Origin of the sequence: Indolivaga alginatilytica (assembly GCF_003201355.1) — a bacterium.
Lineage (GTDB): Bacteria > Bacteroidota > Bacteroidia > Bacteroidales > Dysgonomonadaceae > Dysgonomonas_A > Dysgonomonas_A alginatilytica.
In genome coordinates, this window is the sequence record NZ_QICL01000014.1 from 33,968 (window position 1) to 58,685 (window position 24,718).

Here is a 24,718-nt window from a genome sequence, read left to right on the forward strand (position 1 = left end):
AACTCTTTTTTATTTTAAGGTCTCAGACCTGTTTAATGTTTCGGTAAGTGTAATATCTATAGTTTGTTACAACTTGAAAATACATCATTAAATACTTTCATTTACTAAAGAATACATGTAAAGTACAAAGTTAATCAAATCACATTATATAAGATACATATCTGTAAAAAATAAGAATCAGCAGAAAAGTTATTTTATCTGTTTATGTAACCAGTTATCAGTGAACGCACGAACAATTAATAAGGAAAAATAAAACTCGTGAAAAATGTCTTACTTTTGTCACCTTATGAGAAATGTGATATGTTTAGTTTATTCGATTTTAGCATTTACTGTTATTTACATATCTTTACGATGAGTTATTTTGACTGAGTAACTGAAAGTCTTTAATTTTACAAGCCTCTGCTCCGTTTACTTGTCAACTACTTTTATTAAAACAATAAAAAGGTCTGAGACCTTTAAATAAAACACCGGAAAACTATGGTTTTTTTTAAAGAATTACTGATGCTTATGCCGATATCTGTACAAGATACTTATCTCAAAAGTAAATATGATAATCAATTATCAAAATGGGAAAAAGAAGGCAGACCTATACCGGTTCCACATATCGTAAAACAAAATGTAATAAATGCATATAAAAAAAGATATAGCATAGAAACATTATTTGAAACAGGAACATATTTAGGAGATATGGTATGGGCACAGAGAAATAATTTTAAAAAGATCTATTCAATTGAGTTAAGCGAAAAGTTAAGTTTAAAAGCTCAAAAAAGATTTAAAAAATATTCTTATATAAACATATTACAAGGCGATAGTGGTAAGGTGTTACATACCTTAACCTGCAAAATGAATGAGAAAGCTATATTTTGGCTTGATGGTCATTATTCCGGCGGTATAACTGCAAAAGGCGATTCAGAGTGTCCTATCTATGGAGAGCTGTCTGCTATATTTAAATCGGAACAAGAGCATGTATTATTGATCGATGATGCACGCTCTTTTACAGGAGAAGGAGACTATCCGACAATAGAAGCGCTGTCGGGATTTGTCGAAAAATATTATCCGAGCAGTTCAATTGATGTAAAAGAAGATATAATAAGAATCGAATTGAAAAAGTAGAGTCTTAGGACTAGAAGATGATTTCTACATTATTATCAGCCGGATAAAAATCTAATTCGATATTATCAGCAGGAACAGGAACTGACGAATCCAGTTCTTTAGACAATTGTTTGATCGTTTTTCTTAAATCTTCGTCTACTACTTCGTCTCCGGCAAGATGCATCACGAATATTTTCCCGATCATATCAGCCATTAATGATAAAGTAGTATCGGGTAGCTGCAAGCCTATCGAGCGTATTTTGCCGATAGCAATTGCACGACCACGTTCTTGCATTATGGTCTTATTCTGTTCTGCCAGTTTTGAATTATCGGGGATAGATGTAATATTCTTTGTTGATATTTTCATTCCTTTTTTATTCAATTCAATAAAGCGATAAGGGAATGGATAAGCGCAAAGAGAGCCTGTTTCTATATCATAAATCTTATTGCCTGCCGGTGATCGGTATTCTGTTATATCGTTGGCGTGAAAATGTCCTGTAAATATTGCTTTCATACCTAAATCTGCAAATAGAGGAGAAAGGCGTTGCCAATCGTTGATTACATAATCTTTGAAAAAGGTTGCCTGAAACATAATATGTTCTACCAATCCGTGGTGCATCATACTCACCACCTGAATGTTTTTCTGCTTGGCTTCGTTCATTACCTCTATAATCCACCGTTCAGTTGCAGGCGATATTTGCCCCGATGAGATTGTTGATGTGGTATATTCTTTATATCGGCATCCATCGATTGCTAATAGCCAGATATCATTACTTAACTGAGCTACATAGCTGAGTGATGCGGTATCTCGTTTTAATGCTCTGTTGTAACCACAGTCGCTATAAATGTGTCTGAACTCCATAGGGGTAACACTTTCGACGGGGTATGTCTTATCACCTTCGTAACGTACCGGATTGGGAACATTTACATCGTGATTTCCGGGAACGACAAAAACTCTTACGCCTTTATCAATAAGCGGTTGAAGTTTTTTGACAAAATCAATATGGCTTTGCTTTTCCCCGTCTTTAGTCATATCTCCCGGAATAAGCAATATTTCTATATCACTCTTTAAATAGTCGGCTAACACTTGATCTAAGATCTGAGGTACGTCAAGTATCGCTTTTCCGCCTGAGTTCACTGCATTCTTAATTGCAGAACCATTATCCATCAATTGCTCCGATAAGTAGTGAGGATCGCTTATTACCCCTATCTTGAGGCTTTGGGGGTCTTGGGCGCACGAAGTGAAACTCCATCCGAAGAAAAGTATTATAGAGAATATAATATGGTATCTCATTGTTTTCAGAGTTGCTTTAATAGGTAATGTAAGTATTCTGAAGCATTTGGTATGTTCTTTGTTTTGTTTTTTCGTAGATTACGTATCCGCAGACACTTACTACAATGGACAGAATGATCAGGTATGCCCCCCTTCCTATCAATTTCTTATTACGGTGATATATACCAAAAGCAAGGACAATAACTCCTACTATAGCTAAAGCGATTAAGATATATCTTGCGATAATTATTATTTCAGTAATCTGTTCCGGCATCATAATTATGGAAATTGTAATGTTCAAGTTTTACAAAAGTAGCAAAACGGATATAATATCAGGCTTGCTTAACTAAAGTTAAATGCTTATTGTCTTTACATTGTTCATTTATCAGAGAAATAAAAGTTTGTCAGCCTTTAAAAAGCTATAAATAATATGGGTCAATTAAGTTAAGTAAAAGAAAGTATTTAATGATATACTTTGGGTTTATAACAGGCTTTGGTTGTTTTGCTTACCAAAGTAATAAATAGTTCTGCGAACTTAAGATTTAGATTATCTTTTGTTTACTGCCCAAAAGCTTTAGTCTTCGCATTAATTATTCTATTTTTGCAAAACAAAATTTAAAATATCAAAAACAAGTGATGAAAAGGTATTTCAGATATCAATATTTATTGACTGTTTTGCTGGTAGGGCTTATCTTATCTTCGTGTGGAAGCAAGAAAACGGTAACCAGCTCGGCAGATCTCCAATATCCCAAAAGAGAATTTAGAGGTGCGTGGATTCAAACCGCATGGCAGGGTCAATATAAGTCTATGAACAGTACGCAGATGAAGGCTTATTTTACCGATGTGTTGGACAAATTCCAGACAGCGGGTATCAATGCAGTCATCTTTCAGGTACGCCCTCAGGCAGATGCCTTTTATTATTCGGAGCTGGAACCTTGGAGTAGCTTTCTTACAGGAACCCAAGGTAAACCAATGGCTGACGGATTCGATCCGCTTGCTTTCTTAGTCGAAGAATGTCACAAACGTAATATGGAACTGCATGCATGGTTAAATCCTTATCGTGTATCACTTTCCGAAAATCAGGTATTGATAAAGAATCATATGTATTATCAGTATCCCGATCGTTTTGTAAAATACGGAACACAAATTTTCTTCGATCCGGGAATTCCGGCAAACAGAGATTTTATTTGTCAAGTAGTAAAAGATATTGTAAAACGATACAATGTGGATGCTATCCATATGGATGACTATTTTTATCCATATCCTATTGCCGGAAAACCATTTCCGGATGACCGTAGTTTTGCAACCTATGGCGCGTCTCAGGGATTCGATCAGGCACATCGTGACGATTGGCGTCGCAACAATGTAAATTCACTGATTAAAGAAATCAAAGAAACCATCATAGTGACAAAACCTTGGGTACGTTTCGGTATCAGTCCTTTCGGCATATACCGTAACAAAAGAAGTACTCCCAATGGAACGGGAAGTAATACAACCGGATTGCAAAACTATGATGACTTATATGCTGATGTGAAACTGTGGGTGAAGAATGGTTGGATTGACTATAATATGCCTCAGATTTATTGGGAAATAGGTCATAAAGCTGCCGATTATGCAACACTTGTTGAATGGTGGGCAAATAATAATTTTGAACAGCCCTTATATATCGGGCAGGATGTAAAACGGACTATGGATGCTGTAATGCCTTCGGGCGATAATCAGTTGGCTGAAAAGATGAGACTGTCGAGAAGCTACAAAGCCGTAAATGGTAACTGTTTTTGGTATGGTCAAAATATAGTGGAGAATTATAGAGGTGTTACCAGCAGTTTGATAGCTAACTATCATAAATACCCATCGCTTATACCTGCTTATACACACATGTATAGAGGTACACCCAAGAAGGTGAAGAATGTGAAGGAGAAATACACAGAGGCTGCTCATCTTTTGGTTTGGGACAGAGATGGCGAAAAGGGAGATCCTCTAGCAGGTACTTACTTTGTGGTTTACAGATTTGCACAAGGACAATCTGAGAATTTAGAGGATGCCCGAAACATTGTAGGTATTACACGCGACACAAAATACCCACTACCTTATGAAGGAGGAAAGAAGAAATACAAGTATGTTGTGACCGCAGTTGATGCTTTTCATAACGAGTCGAAAGGTGTTGCTAAGAAACTATCATTGTAACGGGAAGCTTTTTTGAGCCATTGTTATTTTGATACGTAAATTGAAGTTATTTAAAAATAGAAATAGAATTAGATGAGTAGGAATACTTTTGAAATGGTTGCTAAAACAATGTCGGGACTCGAAGAAGTCTTGGCAGAGGAATTAACCGCCTTAGGTGCTGATAATCTTCAGATCGGGCGGAGAATGGTCTCGTTTACAGGCGATCAGATGTTGATGTACAAAGCAAATATACATTGTCGTACAGCTTTGAGGATATTGAAGCCACTGTTCAAGTTCAAAGCAAAAAATGCCGATGAGGTATACGAAGAGATCAAGAAATTCAAATGGGATGATTTCCTTTCAGAGAAAAATACCTTTGTGATAGACGAAGTGGTCTATTCATCGTTGTTTACCCATTCTAAATTTGTGGCTTACCGTGTAAAAGATGGTATTGCAGACTATTTTATACAGAAAACGGGCAAACGTCCATCGGTGAGTATTACCAACCCTGATATCTTTATCAATGTACATATTTCGGAAAATCAATGTACAGTATCACTGGATAGTTCAGGGGAATCTCTTCACAAAAGAGGATACAGGGTAGCTCAAACCGAAGCTCCATTGAACGAAGTATTGGCTGCAGGAATGATTCTTAAAACCGGATGGAGAGGCGAATGTGATTTTGTTGATCCTATGTGTGGATCGGGAACATTGCTTATCGAAGCTGCCATGATTGCGATGAATATACCTCCGGGTATTTATCGTCCAGGTTTTGCATTCGAGAAATGGCCTGATTTTAATCAAGATCTATTCGATACCATTTATCAGGATGATAGTAACGAGAGAGAATTCAAGCACAAGATTTACGGTTCAGACATCTTGAAGAGTGCTATTGCTATTTCGACCGAGAATATTAAAAGTGCAGGAGTTGCCAAATATATAGAGCTTAAAGCAATGCCTTTTCAGCAATACAAAGAAGCTCCCTCCGAAAAAGGTATTCTGGTAACGAATCCTCCTTATGGAGAGCGTATCAAATCGGATGACTTATATGGTATGTACGAAATGATAGGTGAAAGATTGAAGCACGTATTCGTAGGATATACTGCTTGGATACTTAGTTATAGAAAAGACTGCTTTGATAAGATAGGCTTGAAGCCATCAAAGAAAGTACCTCTTATAAATGGTTCTTTGGAATGTGAATTTAGAAGATACGATCTGTTTGCAGGTAAAAAATATGATAAGAAAAATAAGGAAGAAGAACAAGGGTAAAGTAAAAAAGAGAGGTGAAAACCTCTCTTTTTGTTAATTAATCGAATTCGGGGCAGAAACATTTGGTTTTCTTTTTCTTTTTCTGACACGTCTCGTAGCATTTTTGAGAAGTTCGTTAAATCTGAAATCTCATCAAATTGAGGAGTACTATCGCTGCTTGTAAAATCGACAAGTAGTGTTCTAAAACGTTCGTCATCATTCATAATCCTATCGATATTTACTTGCGTTTCAAAATAAGACTCGTATTCTTTGTAGTAAAATATACGAATAGAACGATCTCCTTGATCCATGTCTTTATTTATATTCTTATGATTTAGAATCTGCTTCAAAATTAATTTGTCAGAGAAACCACATGAATGTCCTAGTATTGAGAGGTAAATATTTTCATGGATATTTAGATATTTAGAAAGTTGATGTTCATTATCAGTTCGTTTATACAATTGCTTTTTTATATTCCGAAGATATTCCTTGTCGTTTTTTCCTAATAAATCGCGAGACTCTTCGTGACTGGCAGCATAGCCGAAAATAATAGGGTTATTCTCATTTTCTAATTCACCGTGTATGTGAATGATTTTGCTATTGCTAGTTTCTTTTTGATACAATTTTTCGATTGTATGTGTGTAATTGAAGTTTAATATGAGCGTGCTTGGAGCATCTATATTAGAGAAAAATTCTTGATAGCTTTCAATTGGTTTAGCTTCTTTTTCTTGTTCAATTAAATATTCTTCAAGGTATTTTTTTAGAAACTCAAAATGGTAATTTAATTGTTTTGGATTTTGAAAATAAGAATGTTTACTATTTTCTATATTTAGTAGCTCGAAATACTTAACTTCAATATCACACCAATTATTTAGAGATGAGTGACAAACTAATGAAGAGATCAACTGATTTTTGAACGTGAGGTTCTCGTGTTTTTGACCACTCAGGCTGGTATTGTAATCAGAATCGTAGTTATTCCAATAATTTTGGTCATCAAGTAAGTATCTAAAGAACTGAATGGTGCTAAAATTTCATCTTTTAGAATAGAATAATTACTGATATAATTCGGTAGTTTAAATAAGTCTTTATAGCATTCTCTGTCTTTACAGTGACTATTTACCATATGTTCAATAAAGTGATTGTAGCTAGTTCTCAATCCGTGTGCCAGATCAAATCCGTTTCCTATAATAATAAGGTTATTCATCGTAGTTATTGATACTTAAATTTGTGCGTCAAATATACAAATATTTGTAAATAAAAACAGAGAAGCAAAAGCCTCTCTGTTCTATTATTTAATGTATTCTGCAATCTTATTTCCAAAGAGGAGTAGGGTACTCGCCGCTATCGGCAAGACCTTGAAGCTTGTCAACTACCGATTGACGATCTTCAGCGTAAGTTACACCAAACCATTTAGAAGTAGTATCTAATATTTTTACATCGGCAGTTTTATTTTTGATCAAATGATCTACCATAAGAGGAATAAAATATTCAGACTTCAGGTTATCTTGATTTTTCTTTAAGAAATCTACGAAGAAATCTTCCGAATATTGGAAATACTCAGGAGTGAATCCCCACATATTCATAGATACGGGAGTGTTTTCTTCCAATTCATGCCATTCGTTTTCACCCTCTTTATACTGAATCTTACCATCTTTACGTTCGATGTGAGTACGTTCGGTAACAGTAGTCAAGAAACCTTTATCGTCACTCGCACAAACACCACGAGCAACCGATCCACTTTCAGAAAGTGTATTACACAAACGGTATCCTACCATGCAATAATGGTTTCTGCTTCCTTCCAGATCGGTAAGGAATTTAGCCAAAGTTGCAAATCCGTCGCGACCATAGAAGTCATCGGCATTGATTACTGCGAAAGGTTCGTTGATAACGTCTTTACCCATCAATACGGCATGATTAGTTCCCCATGGTTTAACACGGTCGGGACTTACAGTAAAACCTTCGGGAAGATTATCCAGTTCTTGGAAAACGATTTCTACCGGAATATGTTTGTTGTATTTAGATGCAACTTTATCTACGAATTCTTTTTCGAAAGATTTACGAATCACAAATACCAGTTTACCGAATCCACTTTTTACGGCATCATAGATAGAATAATCCATGATTGTTTCGCCACTAGGACCCAATCCATCTAATTGTTTAAGACCTCCGTAACGGCTACCCATACCGGCAGCAAGCACAAATAATGTAGGTTTCATTCTAATGTATTTTATGTTATAATATTATAAGGTTTATAACGTCAAAGTTAAGTTTTTATTTGTTTAGGCAAAAGAAAGTATCGAATGATATATTTAGAAATATAGCAGGCTATAGATATTCTGTTTGCCAAAGCTATAAAAAGAATAAGAGATCTTAATCGAGTCCTTTCATCGATAAAGCTACTCGTTTTCTATCAGCGTCAACCGATAATACTTTCACTTGAACGTACTGATGTAGGGATACAATCTCGGTAGGGTCAGATACAAACCTGTCTGCTAATTCTGAAATGTGTACCAAGCCATTTTCTTTAATGCCTACATCAACAAAACATCCGAAATTGGTAACGTTAGTAACTATACCAGGTAGAACCATGCCTTCTCTTAAATCTGCAATGGTCTTGATTGTAGGATCAAATTCAAAAGCCTGAATTCCTTTTCGTGGGTCACGTCCCGGTTTATCTAATTCTTCAATAATATCGTTGAGAGTAGGTAAACCTACTTTATCATTCACGTATTTATTTAGATTTAGATTCTTTTTCAGTTCCTTGTTTTCGATCAACTCTTTTACGTTGCAACCTAAATCTTTAGCCATAGTTTCTACTACGACATAACTTTCTGGGTGTACAGCCGAATTATCAAGAGGGTTCTCTCCATCGGCAATTCGTAAGAATCCAGCACATTGTTCAAAAGCTTTCTCACCCATTCGAGGAACCTTAAGCAATTGTTTGCGGGTTTTGAATGCTCCGTTTTCGGCTCTGTAATTTACAATGTTTTGGGCTAGGGTAGGACCTAATCCCGATATATAAGTGAGTAAATGTTTACTTGCAGTATTTACATTTACACCAACCATGTTTACGCAACTTTCGACCGTTAAGTCAAGCGATCGTTTCAACTTCGTTTGATCTACATCGTGTTGATATTGACCTACACCTATTGATTTAGGGTCTATCTTGACCAACTCTGCTAAAGGATCCATCAAACGGCGACCAATAGATATGGCTCCACGAACTGTTACATCGTATTCCGGAAATTCTTCCCTTGCAATTTTAGATGCAGAATAAATAGATGCACCGTTCTCGCTAACTACGAATACTTGTACTTCCTTCTCGTAGCGAATCTTTGTAATGAAATGTTCTGTCTCACGGCTGGCAGTTCCGTTACCTATGGCAATAGCATCAATTTTGTAAGTCGATACCATTTGCGAAATCTTTCCTGCTGCTTTAGACGATTCGTTTTGAGGTGGATGTGGATATATTGTTTCATTATGCAAGAGGTTGCCCTGTGCATCAAGACAAACTACCTTACAACCTGTTCTATATCCGGGGTCTATACCAAGTACTCTTTTTTGTCCGAGGGGAGCAGCTAAAAGCAGTTGACGTAAGTTTTCAACAAATACACGTATGGCTTCTTCGTCTGCAACATCTTTCGACATGGTAGCGAATTCTGTTTCTATGGATGGCTTAAGTAATCGTTTATAAGCATCTTTGACAGCAACTTCTACATATTCGGATGCTTCTGTAACTCCTTTTACGAATTTACGGTTGAGGCGTTCCAAAGCGTCTTCTTCTAGAGGTGCAATATTTATTCTGAGGAATCCTTCTGCTTCACCACGTCGCATAGCAAGTATGCGGTGAGATGAACAGCGGCTCAATCGTTCTTCCAGATCAAAATAGTCTCTGTATTTGTCGCCTTCTGTTTCTTTGCCTTTAACTACTTTAGATGTCACGAAGGCATCGCGTTGAAAAAGATTACGTATTGTATTACGCGCAGCTTCGTCTTCGCTTACCCATTCAGCAATAATATCGCAAGCACCATTTATCGCTTCTTTTGTATCTTGCACATCTCCTTTTACAAAAGCGAGAGCTTTAGATTCTACATCAAATTTCTGTTGCAACATCAAAGCTTGAGCCAATCCTTCCAGCCCTTTTTTACGAGCTATTTCTGCACGTGTTTGGCGTTTAGGTTTGTAGGGTAGATAAATATCTTCTAGCTCGGTTGAATTCCAGCAATTTTCTATTCTCGATTTCAGTTCGGGAGTTAGTTTCTCCTGCTCTTCTATCGTTTTTAAAATGGTTTCTTTTCGCTTTGTAAGGTCTATCAGTTTATCGTATTGCTCTTTAATATCGGCAATCTGAATTTCGTCTAATCCTCCAGTTACTTCTTTCCGGTAACGACTGATAAATGGGATGGTAGCTCCATCGTTAAGTAAGGCTATTGTCTTTTCTATTTGGCTCTCTCTAATATTCAGAGCCGATGATATTAGCTTATTAATGGTCATATAGTCAGTATAAATATTTTATTGCAAATCTACTTCCTGCCTCATCTAAGGCTATCTATTTACTAGTTAAAATAGATTAACAGGATTCGTTTGTATATCAATTGCTTATTAGCGTCCGGTACTTATTAATAATGAGTATTTTATAAAAATATCCCTATTTTATGGTATTGTGTATACTCTAAAAGCCTGCTTTCTTTGTATTATTCAAAATCAATAAAATTAATTCTAAATACAAAAGAATAAAGACATGGCAAAGATAGGTATATACTATGGTTCTACAACCGGTAACACTCAAGATTTAGCAGAGCGTTTAGCAAAAGCTTTAGACGTAGCATCAGCAGATGTGCATGATGTAGCATCAGCTTCGGCAGACTTTAGAGCTTATGATGTGGTTCTGTTCGGAGGATCAACAATGGGTATGGGTGATTTTCAAGATGATTGGGAATCTTATATCGACGATGTCAAGAATGCAGACCTTAATGGTAAAAAAGTAGCTTTATTCGGCTGTGGAGACTCTTCTTCTTATAGCGACACTTTTGGTGATGCTCTAGGTAAAATTTATGAAGTGATAAAAAATAAAGGATGCGAAGTAATAGGTCGCGTATCTATCGAAGGTTATACTTTTGATAGCTCTGAGGCTATTGTTGACGGACAGTTTGTTGGATTACTTATCGATGAGGATAATGAATCTAATCTTACCGATCAGCGTGTTGCTTTATGGTTAGAAGATTTAAGAAAAGTAATTTGAGGTCGTTGACCTTAAGTCTTTGAAAGTGTAATTTTAATGGCATGTTTCTAAACCTGCTATAGTTGTTATACTTGCCAAAGCAATAGAAAGGTCTGAGACCTCAATATATGTTCCTTACCTCATAATTCTCAATTATGTTAGTATTTAATCATCATATTTACGAATTCAAAAAAGGAGTCAGAGACATGGTACTCTGTACACTTTCCGGGAAACTGGAGGAGAAAGTAAAGGCTAAACTCGAAAGAAATGAGATTAGTTATATGATACAGAAATTGAAGAATGGTAATATAAATGTCTTTTTTGGAAAGAAAGAGTGTCTCGTAGTAGTGGACAAGCTATGTAAAGATAAGTCTTTAGACCAATTATCGGCAGAAGAAGATTTTATGATCGGTACTCTGCTTGGATATAGTGTAAGTGAACAATGCAGACGTTATTGCAAAAGAAAAAAAGAAATAAACGTCATATTCAGTTTATAGTGAATCATTTCTATTGATAGTTTTTTAGTTGATCATTAAATGCCCTAAGCTGTGATAGCTTGGGGCATTATATTTTGGATTGTCAGTTCAAAAGGAAATATTATTCATTCATACTGTATGTGAAATATGCAACTGCTAAGGATATTAAAAAGGATAGGCCTCCCAGAACTAATGCCAATTTAGGTAAGCAAGTGTTCGTTTTTAGGTATCTTATGTTTGCAGCTAGCTCTTCTTGTTTCGCAGGTGATAAATTTATATTTTCCTGTAGAGATTTTATCTCTAAATCTAATCTTTGAATTTCTTTTTGCTCCTTATCTGCTTCCTGCTGTTGCAAACCTAATATTACCTTATAGTAATTATCATCAATGAACTTCCTTGTTTGGTCATTCGCAACTATAGCTTCATGTATAAAATCATGGATTGTTACAGCATTATAATTAATTAAAGCAAATAAAATTCTGGTCCACTGATTTGGGTCTTCATTAGGTTTTTTATGCCGTCTACACTCATTAATAATTTCGAATATTGGTAATTGTTTATTTTGCTGTAATCTTTTGAGAATTGTGTCAATAATAGTAAGATCTTTTTGTTCTAGTTTCATTGTTAGTGTTATATATAATTAAATGTTTGCAATAGTGAGTGTATTGAAAAATACCAAAATACATCGTGGTTAAGGATATTCTTCTAGTCAATTTATACAAGAATAAAGTTCTCACCTAGAGAAGATTCTTCCATCGAAGCATACGAATAGTGCTTAGGTAAGAACCAGGATACGTATGCCATAACAGTATTAAAATGTTCTCTATCTTTAAATTTGTCAGGAGTCAGATTAAATACAAGCTGCTGAGAAAATTCTTCACCCTTAGGACGGTTTAGTAATGCTATTTTAGCATCAGTTATTTGTAGACTCTCGAAAAACATACGAAGAATAGCTCTTGTTTGAACAGGTATTATATATTCGGATGGTTGTCCTACTAACACTTTCTCTTCTTTGGCTATAACCTCATCAGATTTTTGCATATCCCAATTGTCGGATTTTGTATAGAACTCATTTTTTAGATGATAGTTTACAATATCTCCGTATGAGAATACCCAATCAGGATTTCCTTTCTCAGGGTTTATTACAACTCCAAAACCTTGCTCTAAAAGAAAGTCAGGAATCATATTCTTTATCACATAGCATTGAAATTGTTTATTCGGTTCTGGAGTATTTAACACAAAATAAGGAAAACCATCAGGACCACTTATAATTTGTGGGTCGCTGCATGCAAAACTTGCATCAGCAACATTTTCGAAGAACTTTTCTCTCCAATTTTCGTCACGCAATTCTCCTTCAACCTTAAATAATTCGTTTAAAATTGTAGTCTTCTCCAAATCTCCGTAATATGGCTCTTTCTCGGTCATATGTGATAGTGTATTATATATTATTGGTATTTCTAGATTTATTTAGAATAGACTTCGAACTAATTACTTAGCTTAGCAATAGAAAAGTCTAGAATCTTATTTTCGCTTGATTTTGCCAAACTTTTTAATAGATTGGTATTTTCTCCAAAGATTGAGCTTTCGTTCTTTAGGAACACCATGTTGAGTAATATAATCTTCAACAGCAGCAAACATTCGTTCAGCTACTTTTCCGTCCAGATAAGGATCGTAGTTGTTTATAATCCATTGGCGTTTCTCTTTATACTCATCGCTGGTTTGTACAGTTTCAAAAGCTTCGCTTAGGAGATCAATATTATCCAGATCGAGCCAGTATTTATCCTTAGCCACATTCTTATATGTAATCACCGGCTTATCTAACAGTAGAAATTCGTATACTGCTGATGAGGTATCACTAATCATAATATCGGAAGCCAAAATGTATTTGGTGATATTATGGTCGTCTATCCAGATGATGTTTTCAACTTCGTTAGCTAATTGCTTATATTCTTCAACCCATTCTTGTTTTGTTAGAGGATGGAACTTGAGAAGTATAACAACATCTTTTTCTTTAGCTAATGTTTTGAGGCTTTCTTTTATAAAAGGAAGTGAGGTAAGCGATGGCGAAAAAGTAGGTGCATATAAAACGACCTTGCTTTTTTTATTGTCAGCTAATAACTGTTGTTTATAATCGTCAAAAGTATGTAGGTTGTTGAAAATCCAGTCCTGACGAGTCCAGCCGGTTTCGACTACTTCAAAATCTTTATATTTAGCAGCTAATTTCTTAAAGGGTTCGGTGAAAAAAGGTCCTTGTGTGAGGTACATATCCAAGTAGCGGCGAATAACCCAATGATCTTTTTTCTCGGCAGCATACCCATGAAATATTTCGGCTTTTACTCCCGATAAATAGTATGGTACGATATTTCCGGGAACGAAAACTGCTTCGGGGAAAAATTCGTAAGTTTCTTGTATCGAATTTGTCCATCTAACCTCATCTTTAAGAGAGAAGTCAGGGATGTTTCGAGCATCCACAAACCAAAGAACTTCGTGTTGCTGGCTTTTGTTTGCCTCATCCTGCAAGGGAGCAAGAATACTTACTGCGTATTTATGCTCACAAAAAAGAACGATTTTCATACCTGTCTTCTTATAATAAGTGTGAGGGAAGCTTCTTACATGCAGTCTCGAAATCCTCCACGGTATCAAGTTCCATCGAAAATATATTAGTAGTGTCTACAATATACATATCGGCTCCTTTTTCTATAATATTTTCGAAAGCTGCTTCGTAGAATATGCCTGACTGATTTTTGTTAAGAATCATATCATCCATTTCATCAAAAAGAAGTTTGACTAATGGTGCTGAGAATTTCTCAATTCCTACCGATTCACCAACTGCATCTTTAATGGAACAGACTTTACTTATTTCTTTTATTCTATTGGTGTCATCTACAATTACCTTTATCTCTTCATCGCCCAATTCGTGAGAATTAAGAGCTAAACAGTTTTTGTGTGGAGATTCTAATAAGGCGGTAATGATTGGTGAATCAAATAGAATGTCACTATCAAGCAGCATAATATCCTGACCCTTCACTGCCTCTTTAGTCATCCAAAGAGAATATATATTGTTTGTAGAAGCATATTTTTCATTGAATATATACTCTACTTGTAGTTTTGGATAGTTGACAGAGATGTAATCTTCGATCATTTCTTTTAAATATCCGGTTACAACTACAAACTCTTTAAATCCGTTCGAAATTAGAGAATCTATGGTGCGTCCTAATAAGCATTTACTACCTACTTCGAGCAAGCATTTAGGAGTATTATTAGTAAGAGGTCGCAGGCGTGAGGCTATGCCGGCTGCCAGAATAACTGCTTTCATTTAAGATTTGTATTAAGAGCAACTCTTCGTATTATTTCTACAACTTGTTTATTGATGGGTGTTGTTCCCAAGGTTATACGCATATGAGTGCGCAAGCCTTCTTCGTTCATGAATTTTACAACGATGTTGTCTTTCTTGAATTCGTCTTGAAGCTTCTCTTTTAGTTCAGTAGGATATTTTACTAATACAAAATTGGCATCCGAATTGTATACCTTAAAGCCTTCAATCGGATTTAAGCCTGTTTTATATAATTCTTTATCCTGCTGCATTTTCTCAGCATTGGCATTGTAGTATTCAGTAGATTGAAGTGCTGCAATACCCAGTTTCTCGGTTAGTTTGTTATATCCCAGATACATTGTGCTGAAATTAGTGAATTTTTTAAGACCATCGCCCATAAATCCATATCCCAAACGCAAACCGGGAAGTCCGTAAAACTTAGAGAATGTACGGATAATAAGCAAATTAGGAAACTCTTTTATCAGTTTCGAAATATATGTAATATCTTTATTTGCAAAAGATGTATATGCTTCATCAATAACTACAATCGTATCTTTGCCTAGGCTCGAAATTATATCCTTCATTTCATCTACTGAAAGAGAATTTCCAGTAGGGTTATTGGGGCTAGCCAATAAGACGATATCGGGGTTTTCGGCTTCCGCTATTTTCTTTATTTCCGGAATATTATATTTAAAATCATATCCATCTTCGTAAAGAGGATACATTATTGTTTTGCCGTTTACTTCATCTGCAATAGATTTATAGTACCACCACGAAAATGTTGGTATAAGTATCTTACGTTGCTGATGTCCTTGACTAAGAAAGCAATGAATAATACCTTTCAGAATATCTTCTCCACCATATCCTAATACTACATTTTGCTCGGCAACATTATACATGTCTCCGATGTATTGAGATAGCTCGCTTTTTATTCCATGTTGAAAACAGCGGGTGTAGGTACATAAATCCTGAGGATTGAATTCTTTCAGAACTTTTGCTACAAGTGGAGATACTTCGTAGCTGTACTCGTTTCGGTCAAGGTATATTAAACCTTTTGTTTCTGAATTACTCATAAGTCATAATTAATGAAACACTGTAAGTCCTAGTACTAGACTGACCTCAAGGCATACAAACCTTAATTCTGTTGAAGGAATACAGGGGCTAGCCAAAGTGTTTTTAAATTTGCTTGCAAAGGTATTAAAATAACATGACAAAAATTGAGTGTTTAGTGTTACTAATATAAAAATACTTTTCCGGCTAATGATTTGCGATATATAGATGAACCGTATTTATCAGTAGATTTTCCCTTTGGTGTTTGGGTGTTTCTTCTAACCGAAAGATAAAAAGAGGAGAACTTATTTCTAAAAAATAAGCTCTCCTCTTTTAAGTTATAGAGCTGTTATGTTATAATGCTGCTATTTCGAAACGTTCTTTTAATTTGATATCCTGAGACGATGCTCCTATTCTTACCTCAAAGAATCCGGGTTCCACAACAAATTCGTTATGCCTGTTCCATAATCCTAAATCCTGAGGAGTAAGAGTGAACTTAACCTCTTTCGCTTCTCCCGGTTTTAGACTGATACGCTCAAATCCCCGAAGCATTTGAGTGTAAGTCGTAACGCTGCTTACCTCGTCATTCAGATAAAGCTGTACCACTTCGTCTCCCTCAACTTTGCCTGTATTAGTAATTTTTACAGAGACTTCTACATCCGAAAGAAGTCCTGTTTTAGTAGGAGATACTTTCAGATCTGAATATTCAAAAGTTGTATAACTTAACCCATACCCAAATGGGTACAATGCGCCCGATACACGTACCGGTCCGTTGGTGTCAGAACCCGGTTTGAATGGAAATGCAAAAGGAATCTGCCCTACGGATTTAGGATAAGTAACCGCTAATTTTCCTCCCGGATTATAATCACCGAAAAGAACCTCAGCTAATGCAGTACCCGTAAATTCACCGGGGAATGAAGCTTGTATAATACCCGGGATATATTTGTTAGCCCAGTTAATAGAAACTGCACGCCCATCTATCAACAATAGTATAACAGGCTTTCCGGTTGCATAAACAGCTTTCAGTAAAGCTTCCTGATATCCGGCCAAATCGAGATTGGAACGAGAGTAGTATTCTCTGACAGTTTTCTCAGAACCTCCCAGAACTACAATGGCAACATCCGATTCCTGTGCTGCTTTTACAGCCTTGTCTATCATTTGTTGGTCTTCTATAGATATAGGTTCTTTAATAATCTCGCTTTCAGGGAAATTCTTATCGATTATATCACACCCTTTCTCATAAGCTATCCGGGTATTTGGCAGTAGAGCCTGTAATCCTTCCCTTACTGTTATAATAGCAGGATTAGCAGGTCCATAGCGGCAGATAAAATCCTTACGCTCGTCAGCATTCGGACCAATCAATGCTATTTTCTTGATATCCTTACTAAGGGGTAATATGTTATTCTCATTTTTAAGAAGAACTACCGATTGTCGGGCAGCTTCAAGAGATATTTGCCTATGCTCGGGTGAGGCAACAATTTTGTCTGCCACTTTCTTGTCTCCCGTATATGGGTTATCGAATAATCCCAATATAAACTTTACACGAAGTATATCTCTTACTCTCGAATCTATAGTTTGTTGAGATACTTTACCTTGTTTAATAGCTTCCCTTAATGGAAGTGTAAAATCAGACGGAGGCGTAAAATTAGTCCGTATATTCAATCCCGCATTCACAACCTCAGCTGCGGCATCCACTGCATCTTTCGCGACTTTGTGTTTGCTGTAAAGGTATTCAACAGCTTCGCTATCCGAAACTACATATCCCTTGAAGCCCCATTCCTGACGAAGTATTTCAGTTAAGAAATGATAGTTGCCTGTGATAGGTATTCCATCATAATCGTTGTAAGAACTCATCACTCCTAATGCTCCTGCTTCCTGAAACGCCACTCTGAAGGGCTCAAGAAATAAGGTTCTCATTTCTCGTGGAGCCACATGCGGATCGGTACGGGTTTCCTCATCACGTCCACCAACCGGTATGCTATATACCGCAAAATGTTTTGGTGTTGCAACAAGCCCGTGACTTTGTAATCCGGTAATCATTCTTTTGCCTAATTGACTTACTAAGTATGGATCTTCACCATAACATTCTACCACTCTGCCCCAACGTGGGTCTTGAGCAATATCCAGAATAGGCGAGTATATATTTGTATAACCCAAAGCCTTAGCTTCCACAGCTGTCACTTCGGCTATTTTGCTGATGAGGTCTTTGTTCCATGTCGCCCCTTGTCCGCTTTGTGCAGGAAAGAGCGTTGCCTGATAATGACAAAGCCCTCGAATACCTTCATTTGTAAAGTCAACGGGAATACCTAAACGAGTGTCTTCCACAAACCAGCGTTGAACGGTATTTATAGCATCCACATGCTTGGAGAATGGAAAAGCATATTCAGCTTTAAAACTTCCTAAACCATTGTGTTGTTCATCAATATTGCCTATTCCGTCTTTCCATATTTCCGATTTCCATTGAGGTGTTGGTAAAGCATCTTTTAAAACTCTGCCCGACCCATAAAGAGTAGCCATCTGAGCCGTTTTCTCGTCAATTGACATTTGCTTTAAGAGATCATCGGTTCTCTCGTTAATCGAAGCATTGGGATTCTCGTATACATCCATTTTGCCATTTTTATTGAAATCGATCCATCCTTTTTGATAAATTGATTTCTGAGCAAAAGCCGAGGATGTAATACCAAGAAAGGCAATTGTTGCTAAGATTTTCGTCTTATTCATAATTTCCATGATAGAGGAGGTGTTTTTTATAATTCCCAAAAAGGTTATCTAATTAAACAAAGATAGAAAAAGTAGACCGGAAATCTTACCTTTGCTGCTTACATATTAACAAAGAAAAACTTCCTGGGAGGTTTGGATGTTCTATAATACAATAAATGTTTTACTATACTTAATCAGCAACAATGAAGAAAAAGAATATTATATTTCCGGCGTTCTGTGTATTGGTTGTTTGTCTTTTGTTTTCCTGTAAAAGCGATAATATATATGACGAGATGCCTGCAGGTAAAGAACTGACCGTGGCTTACGAGAAATTGCTAAAGCAAAATAAACTAGCGAAAGATTCTACAGAGTGTTTTCTGGAAATAGGATCTAACTTTGTTATATATCCGGATAATAAGGTAGAACAGAATCAGGCTGCTGTTTATATTATTGTCGAACGGAGAGGGAAAGGTCTGTATAAATATATCTATAATATGACCAGCGACAAATTTGACTCCTATAACATAAGTCCGGCTGACTCTGTAGGAGGGCTCTTTTCTCACCGCATATTCCCATCGTTTGAAGACTTAGATGCGGTTAGAGACAGCTTGTTGAAAAAGTCGGAGATCGCTAATCCTAAAATTGCAAACCTTCGTTTTTATATAAGTGAATCTTCTCGGAAACCTGAGGTTGAAGCTATAGTCGAAGATATTGATAACCCGGGTAATTCCAAAACCATTACTAATTGAGGTGTGAAAACAGTTTACCCCCAATAAAAAAGAACCTGAATCGAATTCCGATTCAGGTTCTTTTTTATTGGGGAAGCCTAATCCTTTTATTTCATTAGCTCAGCTAATTTCGATAATAATTCACTAGCATGTATGTCTTTTGCAATAATCTTGCCTTCCTTATCCAGTAGTACTGTATGAGGAATCCTGTTTACAGCATAAGCAGCACCCAGTTCGGTTTCCCAACCCTTAAGGTCGGATACCTGAGGCCATGTGATGTTTAAATCTTTAATCGCTTTTTGCCATGCCGTTTTATCATGATCCAATGATACACCTACAACTTCGAAGCCTTTGTTTTTGTATTGCTTGTAAGCTTTTACAACTGTGGGCATGTCTTGAATACATGGTCCGCACCACGATGCCCAGAAGTCAATAAGTACATACTTTCCTTTTCCTGCATAATCAGACAATGAAAGTTCTTTACCGTCGGGAGTAGTACCTTTTATATCAATAAATTGTTTTCCTACTTCTGTTCCTTCGAGAGCTTGGAGTCGTTTTTCCAATTTCTGCATTCTAGCGCTTGCTTTAACTTTAGCGTCAAGAGAAGGTAATAATTCTTTTAATTGAGCAGCATCAAACGCGACACCTCTATCTATAAGTATATATACTCCAAGAGGATTTGTGATGTTGGCTTTGGTAAAGGCAAACACTTCTTTTTCCCAACCATTGTATAAAGAATCAAACTTGTTACTTAACTCTTTATCGTATTCAGGAGTTAAAGTTCCAGCCTCTTCAGCTTCTTTACTTAGCTTCGATAATTCGCGATGTTGATCATTAAGGGCATTTCTCTTATTAGAGAATTCTTGATACTTATCATTTAAAGCAGTTCCTTTTACAGTAACCACAAATGCTGTATCGATAGAAACATCAATATTACCAACTTCAATTACCACCGGCGCTGGTCTGTATAAGCCTTCTGTTGCAATAAAACGAAGGACAGGATTTTGTTCGGCTATGCCTCTAAATAAAAAAGTTCCGTTTTTTACAGTTGCTGTATCCACAGATACAAACTCACCTGTATTCTCATCAATTTCCTGTAAGTAGACTTGGATGCTGTCCGATCCACCCGATAGATTGCCGGTAATAATATACTCGGGGACAGGTTTTCCTGTACATGCAGCCATCAGTATAACGATGGATGCAAAGAGCAGAGATGAAATCTTTTTCATAAATATTCAGTAATTTAAAATTAGTATAGGCTTATTTTAATAACTCATTAATCTTGTTGTCAAGTTCTTGCCCTCTCAGGTTCTCAGCTACAATTGTACCGTCTTTGTCTATTAATAGAGTAAAAGGAATACTTCTCACATTATATGGAGCGCTCAATTCACTTTCCCAACCTTTAAGGTCTGACATGTTAGGCCAAGCCATATTCAGGTTTTTGATTGCTGCTGTCCATTTGCTTTTGTCATCATCTAATGATATGCCGACAATCTCGAATCCTTTGCCTTTGTACTTTTGATAAGCTGCCACTACATGAGGCATTTCTTTAATACATGGTCCACACCAAGAAGCCCAGAAATCAACTAAAACCACTTTGCCTTTTCCTGCATAATCCGATATAGCTATAGTTTTTCCTTCGGGAGTTGCACCTTTGATGTCAATAAATTTCTGTCCCACGAAACTACCTTGCTGACCCATGCTTTGTTGAGGTTGGTCCTCCAGACCTAACAGGTTGTTGATAAGCTTTTGATATTCGGGGCTTGCTAATTTCAATAAGTCTTGAACTTGGTCATCATCAAAAAGGTCGATAAACGAAACCAGATAAAATTCACCTATTCTATTCTTTATATTTTCTTTAATGAAATCGTATCCTATCGTGCTCATTTCTTTTTGTAGCACCTGCATTTGGTCGATATATGTTTGACGTTCGTTAGGATCTGCTACCTGAGCAGCCTTAGCGTCTACACTTTCCATTTTTTTAGCAACAACTGCCAGTTTATCGAAGAATACCTGACTCTTTTCATTTAGAGGAGTACCTTTAACTTTAGGAACACTGTCGATATACATATCGATATTCCCTTTTTCGTAAACGAAAGGAATACCATTAGGGGTACCCGGTGCAGCTTCTTTAACTACAATATAGGCAACACCAACTTCGGTTGAATCGTTAAGGATAAATTTGAATGCACCATCTTTTACAACAGTAGAGTCTACCGGCTGAAAAGGAGCATTAAAGTCTTTCATCGTTAATAGATAGACTTGTTTCCCGTCATTGTCGGCATTTGCAAATTTGCCATTCAGTTCACTTTTCTGAGAACATGCTGATAATAGCAATGCTATGGCTGGCAATAAATATAGGAATCTTTTCATGTTAATTGTTTTTATATTTAATATTATGAAATTTTATTTTTGATGGAAATATACCTTAAATAAGTAAAATAGTTAAAGTTGATAAGTAAACAAATTAAGTAACAAAGGTGACCTCTAAACGGCTAAAAAGTGTCACTTCTGTTGTTTCTGTAAATGTCTGTAATCCAGCTGTGAATAATCTAAAAGGTTACAAAGGTAACAAAAGTAACACTTTTTCACGAGCTTTATTTTCTCCTATTCATTCTTGTTAAGTAAATGAAAGTATTTAATGATATACTTCCGGATTATAACAGGCTATTGCTGTTATGCTTACTAAAGCAATAAAAAGGTTTAAGACCTTACTTTACATCTATTTATAGATAAATAGCTCAATTGAATTTCACTGTCGATTCGCATTCATTATTGTTACGTTCCTACCTAAAAAGCTCTGCACTCCTTAGTCTAATAATTCGTGCAGTTTTTCTATCAGTTGATTACCTCTGAGGTTGCTGTCGATTATTTTACCGTCTTTGTCTATCAGTAAAGTGTATGGAATACTGTCAATGCCATATAATTTGGCAGCAGCACTTTTCCAGCCTTTGAGATCCGACATCTGCGGCCAGGTCATATTCAGGCGGTCAATTGCACCCAACCATCTGACTTGCTCCTCATCCATAGATACACCTACAATCTCGAACCCTTTGTCCTTATATTGATTATAGGCCTCTATTACGTGTGGCATTTCTTTGATACATGGTCCGCACCACGATGCCCAGAAGTCTATCAATACAACTTTGTGTTTACCCACATAATCAGACAAAGAAATATTGTTACCCATTGGATCTTTTAATGTAATGTCTTTATATGGAGCACCTGCAACTTTTAGGTTTTTAGCTTCGTAATAGGAAATAACTTGTTGACCTAAATCGCTGTTCCTGAATTCGGGTCTCATCAAAGAGGTCAGCTCCAATACCTGATCGGGTGTTAGAACCTCAAATGAGGATAGAGCTATAAATTCACCCAAGTCATTATTTATATTTTCTTTGGCAAAACTATATCTGCTTTCTTGTAGTTCTTTCATTATTGCCTGACCTTCCTTCATCATTTTTTCCTGATTTCCGGAGGTTTGTAGTAATTGAGAGTACTTCTGAACAACGGTCTCTATCTCATTGTTCAAAGAATCTTGCAAATTAGAAAAATCCTGAAAGCTATTGTTTCGTGGTGTTCCTCCAATTTTGTTTCGTCGAGCTATTGTAAGAGTTATTTCTCCCGGTTCGGTCAGAAAAAAAGCAGGAGCATAACTGATAGGTGCTTCTGTTGATATAAATCTTAATGCGGGTTCTTTGTCTTGAGCTGTTTTGGTAAAGCTAAAACGATTGTCTTTGACGGTTGTACTATCGATATCGATGAATCCGTCACGAGTATAATTCAATTGTTGCAAATAGACTTTTTTACCGTTGTATTGATCGTCTTCGATACTGCCTTTGAGCGTATATGTTGTGTTCTGAGCGCAGATTGCTGTTGATACTAATAAAAATAAACCTAATACTTTTCCGTACATAAATAATTTTATATTAAAGGCTTTAGCTTTTTTGTTATTTGGAATTAAGTGTAAGTGTAATGGATTGTTATAATTAATCGATGTTATAAAAAATCTCACTTTTACTTAATTTATAAACAAAAGTAGACAAAGTATTTGATTCATAAGTAGAACGGTATATATTTTAAGTAATCTTAGATTTCTCAATTCGTTATGGTTTATATAGGGCGTTTACTTTTTCAAAGCATTACTGTATGTTTCGAGTGCTCTCTTTCGTGCAGATTCATGGTTGACAATCGGTGGTATATAATTTAAGGGATCAAAATCAGGGATCCACTTTTTGATATATTCCAAGTGTTTATCAAATTTCTCGGTCTGTAGCTGGGGATTGAATATCCTGAAATAAGGCACGGCATCGCAACCGCTACTCGATGCCCATTGCCATCCCCCGTTATTAGCCGCAAAATCGAAATCGAGAAGCTTATTTGCAAAGTAGGCTTCGCCCCATCTCCAATCGATTAATAAATGTTTGATGAGAAATGAAGCTGTGATCATTCGCACACGATTGTGCATAAATCCCGTATCGTTGAGTTGTCTCATTCCTGCGTCTACAATCGGGTAGCCTGTTTTGCCTTCACTCCAAGCTTTAAACTCGGTTTCATCGTTTCTCCATACAATTTCGTCATACTGAGGTTTGAATGCCTGACCTTTACAGATGTGAGGAAAGTGCCAGGTAATAGCATGATAAAACTCTCTCCAGATTAATTCATTGAGGAAGGTCTCATTTACGGCTTGTGCCTTTGCCACTAATTGTCGTATGCTGATAGTTCCGAATCGTAAATGAATACCTAATCGGGAAGTTCCTTCTATTGAAGGATAATCGCGTTGTTGAGTATAGTTCCTGATTAAATCACCGTTAAATTCCATTGGAGGAAAGCTGATTCCTCTTTTTTTTGAAAATCCTAAATCAGATAGACTCGGGATAATATCACTTTTATACTGGTAGAAATTACAAAACAAATCTCTATTATCAAATGATTCTAAATATCCTGGTTGAAGATGTTGTTTCCATCGTTTACTATATGGTGTGAAAACAGTATAAGGTGTTCTGTCGTCTTTTACGATATCGTCTTTACTGAAAATAACCTGATCTTTGAAACTTAGGAAATCAATGTCTTTTTCTTTTAAGAGACTTTCGATATCAGCATCTCGCTCCCGAGCCGAAAGTTCGTAATCTTCATTTGCATATACTGCTTTTATTGTATGCTCTTTACAAAGATTCTCGAAAAATACTGCAGGTGTAGAATGACCTGTTTTTAGAGAGCTTCCACAATGACCCAATTCTTTTTGTAAGATTTGTAATTGCTGATGAATAAACTCTACTTGTGCATTTTCAGGTGTCTCAAACTGTTTCAGTATATCAGTATCGAAAATGAAAACAGGCATAACACGATATCCGCTTTTCAATGCGTGATAAAGTGCGGCATTATCATCGAGTCTTAAATCTCGGCGAAACCAGAAAATAACAATAGGGTTAGATTTCATTCTTTTTTGTTTAA

The 24,718-nt window shown here is 36.3% G+C and carries 20 protein-coding genes and 2 pseudogenes; 6 read left to right on the forward strand and 16 right to left on the reverse strand.

Annotation, left to right across the window (positions count from 1 at the left end; all coding sequences use genetic code 11):
• The first annotated feature begins 477 nt into the window (after positions 1 to 477).
• The gene (locus CLV62_RS11675; protein ID WP_110310966.1) at positions 478 to 1,113 is read left to right on the forward strand and encodes a hypothetical protein; all 636 of its coding nucleotides are present in this window, start codon (positions 478 to 480) and stop codon (positions 1,111 to 1,113) included.
• 10 nt (positions 1,114 to 1,123) lie between these two features.
• Here CLV62_RS11675 and CLV62_RS11680 read toward each other — a convergent pair whose 3' ends face one another.
• Entirely contained in the window at positions 1,124 to 2,386 is a 1,263-nt protein-coding gene (locus CLV62_RS11680; RefSeq protein WP_110310967.1) for a metallophosphoesterase family protein, read from the reverse strand.
• Between the two features lie 16 nt (positions 2,387 to 2,402).
• Positions 2,403 to 2,642: a hypothetical protein gene (locus CLV62_RS11685; protein ID WP_110310968.1), complete on the reverse strand. Its 240-nt coding sequence runs from the start codon at positions 2,640 to 2,642 to the stop codon at positions 2,403 to 2,405.
• 359 nt (positions 2,643 to 3,001) lie between these two features.
• Here CLV62_RS11685 and CLV62_RS11690 point away from each other — a divergent pair, with 359 nt between their 5' ends.
• Together CLV62_RS11690 and CLV62_RS11695 are read left to right on the forward strand one after the other, a co-directional pair.
• Positions 3,002 to 4,552 carry a glycoside hydrolase family 10 protein gene (locus CLV62_RS11690; protein ID WP_110310969.1) on the forward strand — a complete coding sequence of 517 codons (1,551 nt, stop codon included), beginning with the start codon at positions 3,002 to 3,004 and terminating at the stop codon, positions 4,550 to 4,552.
• A gap of 93 nt (positions 4,553 to 4,645) precedes the next feature.
• Positions 4,646 to 5,797, forward strand: a pseudogene (locus CLV62_RS11695) (THUMP domain-containing class I SAM-dependent RNA methyltransferase); the annotation flags it as partial.
• Positions 5,798 to 6,114: 317 nt separating this feature from the next.
• Here CLV62_RS11695 and CLV62_RS22365 read toward each other — a convergent pair.
• The 4 genes and pseudogenes from CLV62_RS22365 to CLV62_RS11715 all read right to left on the reverse strand — a co-directional run.
• Positions 6,115 to 6,798, reverse strand: a pseudogene (locus tag CLV62_RS22365) (AbiH family protein); the annotation flags it as partial.
• Positions 6,723 to 6,983, reverse strand: coding sequence for an AbiH family protein (locus CLV62_RS21940; protein ID WP_146212733.1), 261 nt, complete (start codon positions 6,981 to 6,983; stop codon positions 6,723 to 6,725). The pseudogene CLV62_RS22365 and the gene CLV62_RS21940, both read right to left, overlap by 76 nt.
• Positions 6,984 to 7,089: 106 nt before the next feature.
• Positions 7,090 to 7,995 (reverse strand): sugar phosphate nucleotidyltransferase, encoded by a 906-nt coding sequence (locus tag CLV62_RS11710; protein WP_110310971.1) that lies wholly within the window; start codon positions 7,993 to 7,995, stop codon positions 7,090 to 7,092.
• A gap of 154 nt (positions 7,996 to 8,149) precedes the next feature.
• Complete coding sequence (locus CLV62_RS11715; RefSeq protein WP_110310972.1) at positions 8,150 to 10,273, reverse strand: Tex family protein; 2,124 nt, start codon at positions 10,271 to 10,273, stop codon at positions 8,150 to 8,152.
• Positions 10,274 to 10,520: 247 nt separating this feature from the next.
• On the opposite strand from CLV62_RS11715, the gene fldA reads away from it, so the two are divergent.
• Together fldA and CLV62_RS11725 are read left to right on the forward strand one after the other, a co-directional pair.
• A complete protein-coding gene (gene fldA / locus CLV62_RS11720; protein WP_110310973.1) occupies positions 10,521 to 11,021 on the forward strand; it encodes a flavodoxin FldA in 501 nt (166 codons plus the stop codon).
• Positions 11,022 to 11,155: 134 nt separating this feature from the next.
• Positions 11,156 to 11,497: a DUF2023 family protein gene (locus tag CLV62_RS11725; protein WP_110310974.1), complete on the forward strand. Its 342-nt coding sequence runs from the start codon at positions 11,156 to 11,158 to the stop codon at positions 11,495 to 11,497.
• 100 nt (positions 11,498 to 11,597) lie between these two features.
• Here CLV62_RS11725 and CLV62_RS11730 read toward each other — a convergent pair whose 3' ends face one another.
• From CLV62_RS11730 to CLV62_RS11755, 6 genes are all read right to left on the reverse strand, one after another.
• Positions 11,598 to 12,098: a hypothetical protein gene (locus CLV62_RS11730; protein WP_110310975.1), complete on the reverse strand. Its 501-nt coding sequence runs from the start codon at positions 12,096 to 12,098 to the stop codon at positions 11,598 to 11,600.
• Positions 12,099 to 12,190: 92 nt separating this feature from the next.
• The gene (locus CLV62_RS11735; RefSeq protein ID WP_110310976.1) at positions 12,191 to 12,901 is read right to left on the reverse strand and encodes a hypothetical protein; all 711 of its coding nucleotides are present in this window, start codon (positions 12,899 to 12,901) and stop codon (positions 12,191 to 12,193) included.
• A 96-nt stretch (positions 12,902 to 12,997) separates the two neighbouring features.
• Positions 12,998 to 14,050 carry a CDP-glycerol glycerophosphotransferase family protein gene (locus CLV62_RS11740; protein ID WP_110310977.1) on the reverse strand — a complete coding sequence of 351 codons (1,053 nt, stop codon included), beginning with the start codon at positions 14,048 to 14,050 and terminating at the stop codon, positions 12,998 to 13,000.
• A gap of 10 nt (positions 14,051 to 14,060) precedes the next feature.
• Entirely contained in the window at positions 14,061 to 14,792 is a 732-nt protein-coding gene (locus tag CLV62_RS11745; RefSeq protein ID WP_110310978.1) for a phosphocholine cytidylyltransferase family protein, read from the reverse strand.
• Positions 14,789 to 15,862 (reverse strand): pyridoxal phosphate-dependent aminotransferase, encoded by a 1,074-nt coding sequence (locus CLV62_RS11750; RefSeq protein WP_110310979.1) that lies wholly within the window; start codon positions 15,860 to 15,862, stop codon positions 14,789 to 14,791. The genes CLV62_RS11745 and CLV62_RS11750 overlap by 4 nt, the downstream gene beginning before the upstream one ends.
• A 331-nt stretch (positions 15,863 to 16,193) precedes the next feature.
• The gene (locus CLV62_RS11755) at positions 16,194 to 18,560 is read right to left on the reverse strand and encodes a glycoside hydrolase family 3 N-terminal domain-containing protein (RefSeq protein ID WP_221409242.1); all 2,367 of its coding nucleotides are present in this window, start codon (positions 18,558 to 18,560) and stop codon (positions 16,194 to 16,196) included.
• Between the two features lie 182 nt (positions 18,561 to 18,742).
• On the opposite strand from CLV62_RS11755, the gene CLV62_RS11760 reads away from it, so the two are divergent.
• A complete protein-coding gene (locus CLV62_RS11760; RefSeq protein WP_110310981.1) occupies positions 18,743 to 19,288 on the forward strand; it encodes a hypothetical protein in 546 nt (181 codons plus the stop codon).
• Between the two features lie 86 nt (positions 19,289 to 19,374).
• Here CLV62_RS11760 and CLV62_RS11765 read toward each other — a convergent pair whose 3' ends face one another.
• The 4 genes from CLV62_RS11765 to CLV62_RS11780 all read right to left on the reverse strand — a co-directional run bounded on the left by CLV62_RS11765 (position 19,375) and on the right by CLV62_RS11780 (position 24,704).
• Entirely contained in the window at positions 19,375 to 20,496 is a 1,122-nt protein-coding gene (locus CLV62_RS11765) for a TlpA disulfide reductase family protein (protein ID WP_110310982.1), read from the reverse strand.
• A 31-nt stretch (positions 20,497 to 20,527) separates the two neighbouring features.
• Positions 20,528 to 21,640, reverse strand: a complete 1,113-nt coding sequence (locus tag CLV62_RS11770; protein WP_110310983.1) for a TlpA disulfide reductase family protein — start codon at positions 21,638 to 21,640, stop codon at positions 20,528 to 20,530.
• A gap of 436 nt (positions 21,641 to 22,076) precedes the next feature.
• Complete coding sequence (locus CLV62_RS11775; RefSeq protein WP_110310984.1) at positions 22,077 to 23,180, reverse strand: TlpA disulfide reductase family protein; 1,104 nt, start codon at positions 23,178 to 23,180, stop codon at positions 22,077 to 22,079.
• A gap of 210 nt (positions 23,181 to 23,390) precedes the next feature.
• On the reverse strand, positions 23,391 to 24,704 hold the full coding sequence (locus CLV62_RS11780) for a cryptochrome/photolyase family protein (protein ID WP_110310985.1): 1,314 nt from the start codon (positions 24,702 to 24,704) through the stop codon (positions 23,391 to 23,393).
• Positions 24,705 to 24,718: the final 14 nt, after the last annotated feature.